Raw genomic sequence first — 15546 nt, 5'->3', positions numbered from 1 at the left:
TTCTGCCTGGTTCAGTCTGGCATGGCCGTGGACACCTGATAGCGTCGGGCGGTCAGCGTTGAAGAAGGAGGCTCACGACAGTGCGGCTGACCGGGACTGGCCACGCCAGCATGCGGATCGACACCGATGCCGGCAGCATCCTCTGCGACCCCTGGGTCAATCCGGCATTCTTTGCCTCGTGGTTCCCATTCCCCGACAACTCCCAGCTGGATTGGGAGACGCTCGGGGATGTCGACTATCTCTACGTCTCGCATCTCCACCGGGACCACTTCGACGCCGACCACCTGCGCCGGTTCATCTCCAAGCGCGCCACCGTGCTGCTGCCGGAGTACCCGACCAGCGAACTCGAGGACGAGCTGCGAGAGCTTGGGTTCACCCAGTTCATCCGCACCCGCTCCAACGAGCCGGTCGAGCTTGACGGCGGGCTCACCGTGATGATTCAGGCGTTGACCTCCCCGACCGACGGCCCGATCGGCGACTCGTCGCTCTGGGTGGAGCACAACGGCGTACGCTTCCTGAACCAGAACGACGCCCGCCCGACCGATCTGAGCGAGTTCGCGAAGCTGGGCCACGTGCACGCCCACCTGCTGCAGTTCTCCGGCGCGATCTGGTACCCGATGGTCTACGAGCTGCCGGTCACCGCGCGGACCGCGTTCGGCAAGCAGAAGCGGGAGCGGCAGCTTGACCGCACGATCCGCTACATTGACGATCTGAAGGCTTCGTGGGTCTTTCCGATCGCGGGCCCGCCCTGCTTCCTCGACGACGAGCTGTGGCAGTTCAACGACCTCGGCCAGGACGAGGGCAACATCTTCCCCGACCAGCAGCACTTCGTCGACCACTACGCCGGCCTCGGGTATGACAACGGCGTGATTCTGCTGCCGGGCACGGTCGCCGAGGTGACCGCCGACGACTGCCAGGTCACCCACCCGGTCTCCGATGTGCGGCAGTTCTTCGCTGACAAGGAGCAGCACCTCCGCGCGTACCAGGAGCGCCAGCGGCCGGTGATCGAGGCGGCCAAGGCCTCCTGGGCGCATCCGGAGGTGGATGTGCTGGCGGAGCTGAAGCGCCGGGTCGAGCCGCTGCTGGAAGAGTCGATCTACATGGCGAAGGGGGTCGGCGGCCCGGTCCGGTTCGACCTGACCGACATGGCCGGCGCCGAGGTGGTGGAGTCTATTGTGGTGGACTTCCCGGCGAAGCAGGTCCGGCCGTACGCCGACGAGAAGGTGCGGTACCGGTTCAAGACCCGCCGGGCCCTGGTCGAGAACCTGCTACATAGCGGTGAGGTCGACTGGGTGAACTCGCTGTTCCTGTCGTGCCGCTTCTCGGCGGCGCGGATCGGGCAGTACAACGAGTTCGTCTACTCGTTCTTCAAGTGCCTCTCGGAGGAGCGGCTGCAGTACGCCGAGGGTTGGTACGACGAGCACGAAAAGGCGGTCGACGCGGAGGATATCCAGCTCGGCGACTGGCTGGTGCAGCGCCGCTGCCCCCATCTGAAGGCGGACCTTTCCCGGTTCGGGATCATCGAGGGCGAGACCCTCACCTGCCAGCTGCACGGCTGGAAGTTCGACCTGAAGTCGGGCCGCTGCCTGACCAGCGTTGGCCACCAGATCCGGTCGCAACCCGCCGACTCCTAACCGGCCAGAGACGTTCAGGTGGGCGCCGCCCATCTCCATGGGGCGGAGCGATGACACTGGTGGTGAGGGCGCAGCGGGCGTTGATCGGTCTGGTGCTGGTGGCGTTGTTGGCGGGCGGTTGCTGGGGCGGCGACGAGGGGCAGTCGATCGAGTTCGCCTCGGTTGACGGGGAGAAGTGGCCGTTGCGTGGCAGTCTCGCGGAGGATGCAGAGCTGCGCGCGGAGGTCGCGGAGGTGGTCGCCGGGTGGCGGACTCCGGAGGGCTCGGGGGCGGATGAGCGGAGCACTGTGGTGTTCTGGCTGGGTGAGGTTGATGGTGTGGTGTTGGGGATGGTCAACTTCCAGGCCGCCGAGGACGGCGGCAGATGGTCGTTGGAGGTGACCGGGCAGCCAGGCGAATTGACGGTCAGCGACGCCCGCTCTCATCCCTTCGGCGTATACACCACGGACGTGCTATCGGTGCGTTCTCCTGCCGTGGGCCCGCGGTACCTGACTTCTGCCAAGATCGCGACGCTCACCGTGCGAGGTGAGGTCGCTCCGGTCGATAGTGAGGGCCTGACCGCGGTGATGGCGGTACCAGAGTGTCGGCTGAGTTCTCTGGCCAGCTCGGGCGAGACCTTCGAGCACTATCAGCTTGATCTCGGACTCGGTATCAGCGAGCCGTTCTATCCGTTGATTCGAGGCCGGGAGCAGAGTGCGGAACTCTTGGCGGATGTGGATATGTGCGCGGAGCTGACGGCGGATGGTTGGCTGGCGAGCGGGGAGTCGGAGTCGTCGCCGGCTGGTCTGCGAGGGGAACACCCGGATGTGTCGGAGTTGGCCGCATCGGCGGCGGTCGTCTCTGGTCCGGAGGGGTTGCCTGGCTCACTGGCTGAGGTCCAGGCGCACTACGCCGACACGCTGGGGCAGGTTCGGATGGCGTCCTGGCTGGTCTGGACCTATCCGGATGAGGTTACTGAAGTGATGGCGCCGATCGGGGCCGAAGTGATCACGGATGAGCCGGGGCTGTTCGTGATGCGCAAGCCAAGACCGCAGGAGGAGCCGATTGATTTCAGCTTCCGGGAGGGCGACCAGGAACACGACGTCAGTGTCATCCCACCGGGTGGCTGAGACCGCTCAGCCGGTGGTGGGGAGCCCGAGGTCGCGGAGGATGCGTTGGGCCGCGTTGTGGCCGGCCGCGCCGATGACGCTGCCGGCCGGGTGGCAGCCGGCCGAGCCCGCGTAGAGACCCGGCGCCCCGGTCGCGTACGGCATCCGGTCGGTGAACGAGACCGTGTTGTCGATGTGGTGGATGTGCCCGCCGGTGATCCCGAAGTGGGCTTCGATCCCCGGCGGCGGCAGCGGCATCGTGTCGGCCACCAGCGCCGAGGTGCCGGGGGCGTACCGGTCGCAGATCTCCAGTAACCGGTCCACGTAGCCGGGCAGCTCCGCCTCCCAGCTGGACCCGGTGATCTGGTACGGCACCGACTGCACGAACAGCGCTGAGGAGTGGTGGCCAGCCTCGTCCTGCAGGGATGGGTCCACCGTGGTGTGCAGGTACCACTCGATGGTCGGGTCGGCCGGGAGCTGCCCAGCCTGGACCTCCCGCCACATCTGCCGGAGGCCGGCCATCGGAGTGAGGTCACCGGCGGCGCCGGGGAGCAGGTGGATCGTGGCGCCGAACGGGCTGGGCGAGGTGGCGGGTAGGCACCGGAACTCGGGCAGGTCGCGGAGGGCGAGGTTGAGCTTCAAGGTTGTTCCGGTGCGTCGAACCGCCGCCATCCGGGCGGGCAGTTCGGGCGGCACCAGCCCGGCGGGGGTCAACGACAGGAGCTGGTACGGGTCGCAGGCGCCGAGCACCACCCGGGCGGCCAGCTCCGTGCCGTCCGCGAGCGCGACCCCGCTGACCGCCCCTTGCTCGGTCTGGACCGCCGTCACCTGCGCGCCGGTGACCACGATCGCGCCCGCGGCGCGGGCGGTGTCGGCGAGCATGCGGGTGACGGTGCCCATGCCGCCTTCCACGATCAGCCAGGTGCCGTCGGCCTCCGGCAGCCGGCACATGTTGTGGACCAGGAAGTTGTGGCCGGTGCCAGGGTCGTCCGGTCCGGCGTTCACCCCGGAGAGACCATCGGTCACCGCGTACATGGCGGTGAGGAGTTCACTGCGGAATTCGAACCGGGCGAGATAGTCGGCGACCGAGCCGCGTACCAGGTCGATGAAGCTCTGCTGGAGCGCCGGCCGCACGTACCGGTCGGCGGTCTGCTCGACCGGTAGGGGTTCGGCCAACCAGGCGGGGGCGAGGTCTTCGCGGAGCGCGGCTAGCTCGGCGGCGAGCGCGTCGTCGGCGGCGAGGTCGGCCGGCGAGAACATCTCTCGCAGCTGCGCCCGGGAGGCTTCCCGGTCGGCGCCGGCCAGCAGGTATGGCGACCCGACCGGGCCGGCGGTGGGCAGGAAGTAGTGGGGGTCCCGCCGTCGAGTGGGAAACCGGAGGTCGAGGGTGGCGGCGAGCTCCGGCGGCAGCAGACCGAGCAGGTACGCGCCGGTGGAGTGGCCCAGACCCGGCACTGCGGCGAAGGGGTGTTCGGTGCGGGCCGCGCCGCCGATCGTGCCGGTGGCTTCAAGCACGGTGACGGTGAGGCCGGCGCGGGCCAGCAGCGTAGCCGCGACCAGGCCGTTGTGGCCGGCTCCGATGATCAGCACATCACTGCGGCGGGGGAGATCACTGGTGGCGGACATGTCGCCGAGCCTACGCGGCGGCCTCCCGCAACCGCTCGGCTCGACGGCTCGGCTCGCGGGCTCGGTCGGTGGTGGATCGCCCGGGCCTGGCGCCGGATTTCCAGGTGGTGAAGCGAACCTTAGGTTTCTCTCAAGTGTCGCATTCGGTCGATCGTCCCGCGCGGCTGTCCCGTACTGCCAGGTGACGCCGATCGATGATCCGCGTCGGTGACCGAGGGTCAGCCATTGAGCTGCCAGATGACCGGTCGGGCCGGTGCCCGGCCAGGAGGCGAGGAGACAGCGATGTATTCCGGGCTACGGAGGCGGTACGCCGACCGGCGGGTCGTGGTGGGTTTGGTGGTGGCGCTGACGGTGCTCGCGACCGTGGTCGCCGGTGTGATCACGAGCAGCCGCAGTGGTCAGGCGCTGGCCGAGACCACCGGCCCAGCGCCCGAGTCTGCCCCGGTGGTGGCGTGTCCGACGGTGGCCGACCAGCTGCCGGATGTCCCGGATGCGGCGCTGGACGAGGTGCTGCGGGATCTGGACGCGTTGCAGGCGCAGATCGGGGAGGCGAACCGGCGGTTGGCGACGTCGCAGGGTGAGGGTGGTCCGAACTTTGCCGAGAACGCGGTGTTGGGTCCGTTGGAGGCGCGTCGGGTGGCGACGTTGGAGCGGATCGAGATCGCGATCGGTCGGCATGCGGATCGGCCGGATCTGCAGGCGCTGGCCGGGTGTGACCTCGCTGACGGTGCCGCCGACGATGCGGACGCGGGCGATGACGCGGACGCGGGCGGCGAGCATGGCGCTGGCGATGACGCGGGCGCTGGCGATGACGCGGGTGCCGGCGACGGCGCCGCCGACCAGCCCGGGGACAACGCCGGCGGTGGCGTCGGCGATGACCAGGGTGGCGGGGCCGACGAGGGCGCCGGGACGGCGCCGGTGGTCAGTTGCCCGAGCGTGGTGGACCAGTTGCCGGCGGTGCCGCAGGCCGCGTCGGAGGAGGTCGCCCGCGACCTGAGCGCGCTGGAGTCGCAGATCGGGGCGGCGAACGAGCGGTTGGCGACCTCGCAGGGTGAGGGTGGTCCGAACTTTGTCGACAATGCGGTGTTGGGTCCGTTGGAGGCGCGTCGGGTGGCGACGTTGGAGCGGATCGAGATCGCGATCGGTCGGCATGCGGATCGGCCGGATCTGCAGCCGCTCGCCGAGTGCACCGTGCAGAATCCCTGAGCACGAACGATCCTGAGCACGAACGCTGACTTTCCACCTTCCCCCACGCCCGGGGGCCGGTTGATCATGAGCTTAAGCTCATGATCAACCGGCCCCCGGGCCACTCTTCGTACCCGTGGCTGGCGAGCCGTCTACCCTTTCGGCTGGAGGCGGTACGTCACGGATGAGGCGAGGTGTCCATGTTCGGGTGGTGGGGACGCGTCGTGGTTCGGGCGCGTTGGACGGTACTGGCCGCCGCGTTAGCGCTACTGGTGGTCGGCGCGACCTGGGGCACGGGCGTGTTCTCCCAGCTCACCGGCGGCGGCTTCGCCGACCCGGAGAGCGAATCCGCGCAGGCGCTGGAGCGGATCGGCGACGAGGTAGGTGATCAGGACACCGACCTGGTGGTGCTCTACACCAGCGAGTCCTTGCCGATCGACGACCCCGCCGTCGCGGAGCCGATCATCCAGACGCTGGACCGGCTGCGGGCACACCCGCTCGTCTCCAGTGTGGCGAGCTACTACGATTCCGGCGCACCACAGCTGCTCTCCCAGGATCGGCAGTCCACCTACGCCGCGGTCATCCTGACCCCACGGGACGAGGATGCGCTGCTCGACGCGTACCGCGAGCTCCAGCCATTGGTCGCCGCGCCGGGGGTGGTGACTGAGACCGGCGGTCTGGTCGCCTTCTTCGAGCAGTCGAGCGAGCAGACCGAGCACGACATCGTACGGGCAGAGTTGATCTCGTTCCCGATCCTGCTGATTCTGCTGGTGTTGATCTTCCGGGGCGTGGTGGCGGCGGTCGCGCCACTGGTGATCGGTGCCCTGGCGATTCTGGGTGCGTTCGTCGCTACCCGGCTGTTGACCCTCGGTTACGAGGTGTCGATCTTCGCGATCAACATCATCACGGTCATCGGCCTGGGGATGGCGATCGATTACGGGTTGTTGGTGGTGAACCGGTTCCGGGAGGAGTTGGCCGCCGGTCGGGGGCCAGCCGACGCGGTGGGGCGGACGCTGCGGACCGCGGGCCGGGCTGTGATGATCTCCGGACTGACGACCATGTTGGCGCTGGCGAGCATGTTCATCTTTCCGCATGTCTTCCTGCGGTCGCTGGCGGCGGGTGGCATCGCGGCGATCGCGGTAGCGATGCTGGCGGCGTTGACGGTGCTGCCGGCGCTGCTGGTGGTACTCGGTCCCAAGATCAATGCCGGTCGGGTACGCCTACCGTGGCGGCGGCGACCCGCGGCTGGCCTAACCGACCGCGCCGACGTGCCCGGCGCCAACCAGGGCGGTTGGGCGCGGCTGAGCCGCAGCGTCATGCGCCGCCCGGTCATCTACCTGGTCGGAGTTCTGGCGGTGTTGGCGCTGCTGGCAAGCCCCGCGCTGCGGCTGGAGTTCGGCGGCTTCGACGAGCGGGTGTTGCCGGAGGGAGCCGAGGCGAGAGTGGTCGCCGAGCGGATCGCCCAAGAGTTCCCACCGGGTAACGGTGAGCCGATCCAGGTCCTGCTCTCGGGGGCGTCGCCGGCGCAGGCCGAGGGGTTCGCCGCCGAGGTGGCGGCGCTGCCGGAGGTGACCGAGGTTGCGCCCGCCGCCCAGGAAGGTGGGTCCACCCTGTTGGCCGCGGGCTACGCCGGGGCGCCCACCGGCGAGCAGGCGTGGCAGGCGGTCCGGGCGATCCGGGAGCTGCCCGCCCCGGCCGGCGCTGAGGTGTTGGTCGGTGGGCGGACCGCGGCGGACCTGGACCTGGTGGACGAGCTGTTGGCGGGCCTGCCGTGGATGTTGCTGTTGATGGCCGGCGCGATCATGGTGGTGCTCTTCCTCGCCTTCGGTTCACTGGTGCTGCCGCTGGCGACGGTGGGGCTGAACCTGCTCTCGATCGGGGCGGCGATCGGGGTGGTGGTCTGGGGATTCCAGGATGGCCGGCTCGCCGGGCTGCTGAACTTCACCGATGTGGGTTTCGTCCAGCCGGCGATGCTGTTGTTGATGTTGGCTGTCCTGTTCGGCATCTCCACCGACTACCAGGTGTTTCTACTTTCGCGGGTGCGGGAGGAGTGGGATGCGACCGGCGACAATCAGGCGTCGGTGGCGTACGGACTGCAGCGTACCGGGCGGATCATCACCGCCGCGGCGCTGTTGTTGATCGTGGTGGTGGGCGGCTTCGCCACCGGCGAGATGGCCTTCGTCAAGCTGCTCGGGATCGGGATGATCGTCGCGATCGCGGTCGACGCCACGCTGGTGCGGGCGCTGCTGATGCCGGCGCTGATGCGGCTCTTCGGCCGGGCCAATTGGTGGCTCCCCGGCCCGCTGGACCGGGTCTACCGCCGCTACGGCATCAACCCCGAGTAGAACCCGCGCCCCACCCCGTACCCCGCGCCGACCCTGAGCTTGTTTGCTACCGGGAGGTGAAACTCAGGCCTACCAGGTAGTTGCCGGCTCCCTCGCTCGCGACCACGCCGACCCGGTAGAAGCCGGCATCGCCGTCGAACGTGAGCTGTTCCTCGGCGTCGGGTCCGGCCGACGAAGCCACCGTCTGCCAACGTTGGCCGTCCCAGTGTTGCAGTGCCAGGTCGAAGTTTGCGTCGGCCGGGCCGGCTAGGCAGACGGTGTGGGTGCCGGCGGTCAGCGCCCGGTAGAACCGTCCGTTCGGCTGTACCTGGACGGTGCGCTGTTCGCCGAGTTGGCCACGGAGCACATGGTCGGACTCGTCGCACCCGGCGGTCGCGGGCGGCTGGTCGGCGCCGGCATCACCCGAGTCGGCACCACCGGCATCGTCGGGCCGGTGGTACGCCGATGTCGTCACCATCGGTGGTGACCAGGGTGAGGTCGTTGATCTCCAGTACCTCGTTGAGCGGCTGGAAGAAGGTGACCCCGCCGGTGGTGCAGTCGCCCGACCCACCGGAGGTGATGCCCTGGGCCTGGTCGCCGGAGAGCCACGCACCGCCGGAGTCGCCCGGCTCGGCGCAGGCGTCGGTCCGGGTCATCCCGGTGACCGTACCTTCTGGATAGTTTACAGTGGCGTCTTTGGCCTGGATGATGCCGCAGGAAACGCCGGTGGTGGAGCCGTATTTGCATACCGAGGCTCCTACCGGGGCCTCATCCGAGCCGGCGACCGGCAGGGTGCCGTCGGCGAAGTCGTTCACCACCGGCTGCGGGACCCAGTCCTGATTCACCGCTACGACGCCCCAGTCGTCCGGGCCGCCGACTCCGACGCCGGGGAAGGACGCGGCGACGAACTCGCCCTGCGGTACGCCGTTGAATCCGGTGGTGGCCGCGCCGCCCAGGGCACAGTGGCCGGCAGTGACGAAGCCGCCGGCCACCGAGAAGCCGACCGAGCACCGGGCGGCGTCGTTGATGAAGTAGGCGTCGCCGCCGCGGATGTCGTTGAGCAGCCGTGGTTCCTCGTCGGTGTGTTCGACCCGGACCCCGCCGCGGGCTACCCCGCTGTCGTCCACGAAGGCCCAGGCTGCCGGCTCCGCCCAGTCCGGCGTAAGCACCACCAGGGCGTTGTCCGAGGCGCTGACGTACCAGCCGGCGATCGGCGCGGCGGCCTGATCCGAGTGCTGGTCCAGGGTCGCCTTTGCGCTGGCCAGCTGCTGCTCGGTGCGGTCGACCAGCTTTGGTTCGGCGCCCGCGGCCCGGACCTGGTCGGCCGCGGCAGCGTCAGTCACCCCGATCATGAGATCTTCGGCGCCCTCGTTGAGCCAGGCTCCGGCGTAACGCTCGCCCAGCTGCTCACGCAGCGCCGCCGAGGTCTGGCTGGCCCACGCCTCGGTACGCAGTCGTTCCAGCGCCTGCGCTTCGCTGAGGCCGAGATCACGTCGCAGCCCGTCCAGTAGCTCCGGCGCGATCTCGTCCCCGATGCCCGGCGGGGCGGCCTCCGCTCCGGGCCCGGCGTCCAGCTCCGGCCCCGACCGGTCGGGATCGGTGCTGGCCAGGGCCGGGAGGGTGACCGCGACTAACGCGCCAGCGGTGGCGGTGACCGCGATCGAGGTGACGAGGTGTCTGCGCCGCATGGCGACTCCTGAGATTTGGGGGACAGGGGTCAGCGATCAATACGAATCGCGGTCGCAGAAGGTTGAATCCACCGGGTGGCCGATCATGATTGCCACCGGGTGGCCGATCATGAGCGGGTAAGCAGACACGCCCGGCGTGTCCGTCAACACGCTCATGATCGGCCAGAAGGCCGGGAGCGGCCAGAAGAGCGGGCGGTCAGATCATGATGATCCGGCGCCCCACCACCCGGTAGCCGACCCGGTCGAACGCCGCCGCCATCGGCGCGTTGCCCACGTCGGTGGCGTCGTTCACCACCGGCTCCCCGGCCGCAGCGAAGATGTGCAGCGCCTCGGCGACCAAATCGTCGCTGTAGCCGCGACCCCGCTGTTCGGGGACCACCCCGAGGTAGCCGATCGTCGCCGAGCTGGGGTTGCGGGTCGGCAGCACCAGCCCGACCAGCGCCCCCTCGGTGTCGTAGGCGAGTCGCCACCAGCCCCGGCCGCCGGGCATCTCGGCGAGATCGGCGATCGTGTACTCGGCCGCGACGACCGGGTCGCCGAGCCGGGCCAGATCCTGTCGGGCGTACGCGTCGAGGGCGCCGTCGCTGACCCGGGCCAGCGCGTCGACGAGCGGCCCGTCATCCGGGATGGGGACGAACCGCAGCCGGGTGGATCTCGGCGGTAGCCCATCGGTGGGCTCCCAGCGCAGGTTCAGCCGCTCCACGAAGTGGGTCAGCCCGGCCTGCTCCGCCGCGGCGATCCGGTCGGTCGCCTCGGCGTACGCGGCCGGGTGGTCGCGCCAGTCCGCCGGTAGGAACAGGTGGTAGTCCGGGCGGCCACCGTCCGGCTGCGGCGGGGTGCGGTAATCGGCCGGGACCAGCTGCTGGTACGCGGCGCGAAGCAACGCCGCCCCGACCTCGACCCGATCCGGACCGTTGCCGGGATCGAAAAGATCGACCGACCACGGCAGCGGTGCGTCCGGCGGTGCCCAGAAGGCGACCCGGGCGACCAGCTCGTCACCGCGTAGCGCCACCCAGCACCACTCCGGACGGTAGCCGCCGGCGGCGACCTCCTCGTCGAAGGTACGGCTGCGCCGGCCCACCCCGGAGGTGGGCGGGTTGCGATAGTCATGGAAACGAAGGGGGAATTCGTCCGCCCGCAACGGGCGGAACGTGATCTGCTGCAAGAGAGCTCCTTGGTTCGGCGCTCCCTGGCCGGGCTTAACGAAGCCGGGGCCCAGGTGCGGAGCGCGCGACGAATGTGCCGAACATCGACTCCTCACCTCCCTTCGTAGGCCGTGCCCGGACACCGTACCAGCCGCGGTGGGCGACGGTGGAGAATTACCGGGTGACCACACCCCGCGAGATCATCCTGCTCGGCTCCACCGGCTCGATCGGCACCCAGGCGGTGGACCTGGTGCAGCGCAACCCGGACCGGTTCCGGGTGGTCGGGATCGGGGCCGGCGGCGGCAACGTCGAGCTGCTCGCGGCCCAGGCCCTGCAGTTGGGGGTGGCGGTGGTGGCGGTGGCCCACTCCTCGACCGTGCAGGACCTGCAGCTGGCCTTCTACGCCGAGGCCAGCCGTCGCGGGTACGCCACCGGCGACTTTCCGATCCCGAAGATCCTGGCCGGCCCGGAGGCGATCAGCGAGCTCGCTACCTACCCGGCCGACGTGGTACTCAACGGGGTGGACGGGTCCCGCGGTCTGGCGCCGACGCTCGCCGCGCTGCGGGCTGGCCGGACCGTCGCGCTGGCCAACAAAGAGTCGCTGGTCGCCGGCGGCCCGCTGGTGCGGGCGGCGGCGGCGCCCGGCCAGCTGCTGCCGGTCGACTCCGAGCACACCGCACTGGCCCAGTGCCTGCGGGCCGGCGCCACCGATGAGGTACGCCGGCTGGTGGTGACCGCCAGCGGTGGCCCGTTCCGGGGCCGGTCCCGGGCTGAGCTCGCCGACGTTACCCCGGAGCAGGCGCTGGCCCACCCCACCTGGCAGATGGGGCCGGTGATCACCATCAATTCGGCGACCCTGGTCAACAAGGGGCTGGAGGTGATCGAAGCCCACGAGCTGTATCAGCTGCCGTACGACCGGATCGAGGTGGTGGTGCACCCGCAGTCGGTGCTGCATTCGATGGTGGAGTTCGTGGACGGCTCGACCATCGCCCAGGCCAGTCCGCCGGATATGCGGTTGCCGATCGCGCTGGCGCTGGGTTGGCCGCAGCGGGTGGCGGACGCCACCCCGGCGGTCGACTGGCGAACGGCCCACCGGTGGGAGCTGGCGCCGCTGGATGAGGAGGCGTTCCCGGCGGTCGCGCTCGCGAAGGCGGCCGGGGTCGCCGGGCGGTGCCGGCCGGCCATCTACAATGCCGCCAACGAAGAATGCGTCGCCGCGTTCATCGCGCGCCGCCTGCCGTACCTGGGCATCGTCGACACGATCGCCCGGGTGCTCGACGAAGCTCCGCAGTTGTCAGAGCCGGGTACGGTCGAGGACGTGCACGCGGCCGAAGGGTGGGCACGGCGACGCGCGCAGGAGATCATCGCCGCGGGCGCCGGCCCGGCACCGGCAACGGACGAGGAGTAAGCGGGTAGATGGGTTACGCAATCGGGGTGATCGTCTTCGCCCTCGGCATCGTGATCTCCATCGCACTCCACGAGTACGGTCACGCCGGCACCGCGCGCGCCTTCGGCATGAAGGTCACCCGGTTCTTCATCGGGTTCGGGCCGACCATTTTCTCGTTTCGGCGGGGTGAGACCGAGTATGGGCTCAAGAGCATCCCGGCCGGTGCGTTCGTCAAGATCGTCGGGATGACGCCGCAGGACGACGACGTCAAGCCGGAGGACGAACACCGGGCGATGTGGCGGTTCCCGTTGTGGAAGCGCACGGTGGTGATGGGCGCCGGCTCGGCGGTGCACTTCATTCTGGGGTTCGCGCTGCTCTGGGGGGTCTTCGCGGTCGTCCCGGTGCCGGACATGGAGCGGCTCGACGCCGCCGCGCCCAGGGTCGCCGCCGTCGCCGAGTGCACCGCCCTGGAGTGGGAAATCGATCCGCAGACCGGCGGGGTCCGCCAGTGCGTGCCGGGAGAAGATCCGCCGAGCGTCGCCGCCGAGATCGGGCTCCAGCAGGGTGACGTGGTCACCGCGCTGAACGGGCGGCCGGTCACCGAATGGGCGGACCTGACCGAACGGATCCGCGCCGCCGGTGGCAGCACCGTTGACGTGACCTTCGAACGAGACGGGCAGAGCCAGACCGTCGCCGCGGAGCTGCCGCTCGCCGAACGGGTCCGGCAGGACATCCCGCCGGAGACGCCGGTGGACGAGGTAACCGAGCAGGATCTGGAGCGGGTCGGGGTGCTCGGCATCGAGCCGGTGATCCCGGAAGTCAGGCTGGGCCCGATCGGCGCGGTCGGCGAGGCGGCCGACCGGACGGTCTTCATGTTCCGGGGCACGGTGGAGGCGCTGAGCCGGCTGCCGGAGCGGGTGCCACAGCTGTGGACCGCGGTCTTCGGTGGCGAGCGGGATCCGGAGACCCCGATGAGCGTGGTGGGCGCGAGCCGGATCGGGGGCGAGCTGTGGGACCGCGGTGAGGTGCCCACGTTCATCCTGTTGCTGGCCGCGCTGAACTTCTTCGTCGGCATCTTCAATCTGCTGCCGCTGTTGCCGCTCGACGGCGGGCATATCGCGATCGCCTGGTTCGAACGCGCCCGGTCGTGGCTGTACGCGAAGTTCGGCAAGCCCGATCCGGGCCGGGTCGACTACTACAAAATGATGCCGGTCACGTACATCGTGATTTTTATCATGGCAGGATTCTTCTTGTTGACGATCGCCGCCGACATCGTGAATCCGATCCGGCTACCGTTCTAACCGAGTCCGCGTTCCGTAGGAGAGGTCTGTCGTGAGCACAGTCGCGCTGGGTATGCCGACCGCCCCGCCGCCGCCGTTGGCGAAGCGGCGGCACAGCCGCCAGCTGATGGTGGGGCCGGTGCCGGTCGGCGGTGACGCGCCGGTGTCGGTGCAGTCGATGACCACCACCCCCACCACCGACATCGACCGGACCCTGCAGCAGATCGCGGAGCTGACCGCCGCTGGGTGCCAGATCGTGCGGGTGGCGGTGCCGTCGGCCGACGACGCGGCGGCGCTGCCGGCGATCGCGGCCAAGTCGCAGATCCCGGTGATCGCCGACATCCACTTCCAGCCGAAGTATGTCTTCGCGGCGATCGACGCCGGCTGCGCCGCGGTACGGGTCAACCCGGGCAACATCAAGAAGTTCGACGACAAGGTTGGCGAGATCGCCAGGGCGGCGCAGGCCGCCGGCACCCCGATCCGGATCGGGGTCAACGCCGGCTCGCTCGACCCGCGGCTGCTGGAAAAGTACGGCAAGGCCACCGCCGAGGCGCTGGTCGAGTCGGCGCTGTGGGAGTGCTCGCTCTTCGAGGAGCACGGCTTCGGCGACATCAAGATTTCGGTGAAGCACCACGACCCGGTGGTGATGATCGCCGCGTACCGGCAGTTGGCGGAGCAGTGCGACTACCCGCTGCACCTGGGGGTGACCGAGGCCGGCCCCGCCTTCCAGGGCACGGTGAAGTCGGCGGTCGCGTTCGGCGCGCTGCTCGCCGAGGGGATCGGCGACACCATCCGGGTGTCGCTCTCCGCTCCGCCGGTCGAGGAGGTCAAGGTCGGCACCGCCATCCTGGAGTCGCTGGGGCTGCGGGAGCGCGGCCTGGAGATCGTCTCCTGCCCGTCGTGTGGTCGGGCGCAGGTCGACGTCTACCAGTTGGCCGAGGAGGTCACCGCGGGCCTGGCGGATCTGCCGGTGCCGCTGCGGGTGGCGGTGATGGGGTGCGTCGTCAACGGGCCGGGTGAGGCCCGGGAGGCCGACCTCGGCGTCGCCTCCGGCAACGGCAAGGGCCAGATCTTCGTCCGCGGCGAGGTGATCAAGACGGTGCCCGAGTCGCAGATCGTGGAGACCTTGATCGAGGAGGCGCTCAAGCTCGCCGACGAGCTGGGGGCGGAGCTGCCGGAGGAGCTGCGGGAGCTGGTCGCCGAGGCCAGGCCCACGGTCACCGTCCACTGACGTTCGGGCGCTCTCCTGAGTGTGCCGGGGACGTCATGGTTACCCTGGGCGTATGAGCGTCAGTCTGCGTGCCCCGATCAAGCCCGGTGAGATCTCCCCGACGCGGAAGGTCCCGTCGCAGATTCCCCGCCCGGAGTATGTCGGCAGACCGGGGCCCAAGCCGTTCACCGGTCCGCATGTGCAGACCCCGGAGACGATCGAGAAGATGCGGGTAGTCGGGCGGCTCGCGGCGCAGGCGCTGCAGCTCGCCGGTGAGCAGTGCAAGGTGGGGGTGACCACTGACGAGATCGACGCGGTGGTGCATGAGTTCCTCTGCGACCACGGCGCCTACCCGTCGCCGCTGGGCTACAAGGGCTTTCCGAAGTCGGTCTGCACCTCACTCAACGAGGTGATCTGTCACGGCATCCCGGACTCTACGGTGCTGCAGGACGGCGACATCATCAACGTCGATGTGACCGCCTTCCTCGACGGGGTGCACGGTGACACCGACGCCACCTTCCTGGTCGGCGACGTCGATGAGGAGGCGCGGCTGCTGGTGGAGCGCACCCGGACGGCGATGCTGCGGGGGATCAAGGCGATCGCCCCGGGCCGGCAGCTCAACGTGATCGGCCGGGTCATCCAGGCGTACGCGCGGCGGTTCGGCTACGGCGTGGTGCGGGACTTCACCGGCCACGGCATCGGGGAGGCGTTCCACAGCGGGCTCTATGTGCCTCACTACGACCACCCGGAGTTGGCGGTGGTGATCGAGCCGGGGATGACCTTCACCGTGGAGCCGATGATCACGTTGGGGACCCATGAGCACGACATGTGGCCCGACGGCTGGACCGCGGTGACCAAGGACCGGCGCTGGACCGCCCAGTTCGAGCACACCGTGCTGGTGACCGACGACGGCTACGAGATCCTCACGCTGCCGTAGGAGTACGCTTCTTAGAAGTATAGTTATAATAAGCTTACTTCT

12 protein-coding genes are annotated in these 15546 nt (G+C 69.5%); 8 read left to right on the top strand and 4 right to left on the bottom strand.

Translation table 11 applies throughout. The features are described 5' to 3' along the window. The first annotated feature begins 80 nt into the window (after positions 1-80). On the top strand, positions 81-1634 hold the full coding sequence (locus JQS43_RS18185; RefSeq protein ID WP_239675596.1) for a Rieske 2Fe-2S domain-containing protein: 1554 nt from the start codon (positions 81-83) through the stop codon (positions 1632-1634). A gap of 50 nt (positions 1635-1684) precedes the next feature. After that, positions 1685-2743 (top strand): hypothetical protein, encoded by a 1059-nt coding sequence (locus JQS43_RS18180; protein ID WP_239675595.1) that lies wholly within the window; start codon positions 1685-1687, stop codon positions 2741-2743. 6 nt (positions 2744-2749) lie between these two features. Here JQS43_RS18180 and JQS43_RS18175 read toward each other — a convergent pair whose 3' ends face one another. Then, positions 2750-4348 carry a phytoene desaturase family protein gene (locus tag JQS43_RS18175; protein WP_239675594.1) on the bottom strand — a complete coding sequence of 533 codons (1599 nt, stop codon included), beginning with the start codon at positions 4346-4348 and terminating at the stop codon, positions 2750-2752. 207 nt (positions 4349-4555) lie between these two features. Here JQS43_RS18175 and JQS43_RS18170 point away from each other — a divergent pair, with 207 nt between their 5' ends. Beyond that, positions 4556-5554 (top strand): hypothetical protein, encoded by a 999-nt coding sequence (locus tag JQS43_RS18170; RefSeq protein WP_239675593.1) that lies wholly within the window; start codon positions 4556-4558, stop codon positions 5552-5554. A gap of 203 nt (positions 5555-5757) precedes the next feature. Further along, positions 5758-7878 (top strand): MMPL family transporter, encoded by a 2121-nt coding sequence (locus JQS43_RS18165; RefSeq protein WP_239675592.1) that lies wholly within the window; start codon positions 5758-5760, stop codon positions 7876-7878. A 46-nt stretch (positions 7879-7924) separates the two neighbouring features. Here JQS43_RS18165 and JQS43_RS18160 read toward each other — a convergent pair whose 3' ends face one another. The 3 genes from JQS43_RS18160 to JQS43_RS18150 form a co-directional block, all read right to left on the bottom strand. Further along, positions 7925-8335, bottom strand: a complete 411-nt coding sequence (locus JQS43_RS18160; RefSeq protein ID WP_239675591.1) for a hypothetical protein — start codon at positions 8333-8335, stop codon at positions 7925-7927. After that, positions 8277-9545 (bottom strand): S1 family peptidase, encoded by a 1269-nt coding sequence (locus JQS43_RS18155; RefSeq protein ID WP_239675590.1) that lies wholly within the window; start codon positions 9543-9545, stop codon positions 8277-8279. The genes JQS43_RS18160 and JQS43_RS18155 overlap by 59 nt, the downstream gene beginning before the upstream one ends. Before the next feature lie 196 nt (positions 9546-9741). After that, the gene (locus tag JQS43_RS18150) at positions 9742-10710 is read right to left on the bottom strand and encodes a GNAT family N-acetyltransferase (RefSeq protein ID WP_239675589.1); all 969 of its coding nucleotides are present in this window, start codon (positions 10708-10710) and stop codon (positions 9742-9744) included. A 161-nt stretch (positions 10711-10871) separates the two neighbouring features. On the opposite strand from JQS43_RS18150, the gene dxr reads away from it, so the two are divergent. From dxr to map, 4 genes are read left to right on the top strand one after another with little or no spacing between them, the layout of a single operon-like run. Next, on the top strand, positions 10872-12098 hold the full coding sequence (dxr, locus tag JQS43_RS18145) for a 1-deoxy-D-xylulose-5-phosphate reductoisomerase (protein WP_239675588.1): 1227 nt from the start codon (positions 10872-10874) through the stop codon (positions 12096-12098). Between the two features lie 8 nt (positions 12099-12106). Then, positions 12107-13378, top strand: a complete 1272-nt coding sequence (locus tag JQS43_RS18140) for a M50 family metallopeptidase (RefSeq protein WP_239675587.1) — start codon at positions 12107-12109, stop codon at positions 13376-13378. A gap of 31 nt (positions 13379-13409) precedes the next feature. After that, positions 13410-14588, top strand: a complete 1179-nt coding sequence (gene ispG / locus JQS43_RS18135) for a flavodoxin-dependent (E)-4-hydroxy-3-methylbut-2-enyl-diphosphate synthase (RefSeq protein WP_239675586.1) — start codon at positions 13410-13412, stop codon at positions 14586-14588. A 52-nt stretch (positions 14589-14640) separates the two neighbouring features. Beyond that, on the top strand, positions 14641-15504 hold the full coding sequence (map, locus tag JQS43_RS18130; protein WP_239675585.1) for a type I methionyl aminopeptidase: 864 nt from the start codon (positions 14641-14643) through the stop codon (positions 15502-15504). Positions 15505-15546 lie beyond the last annotated feature (42 nt).

It is taken from the genome of Natronosporangium hydrolyticum (genome assembly GCF_016925615.1).
Classification (GTDB): Bacteria; Actinomycetota; Actinomycetes; order Mycobacteriales; family Micromonosporaceae; genus Natronosporangium; species Natronosporangium hydrolyticum.
Note: the sequence above shows the minus strand (reverse complement) of the source record. Positions and strands in the feature narration are given on the sequence as shown.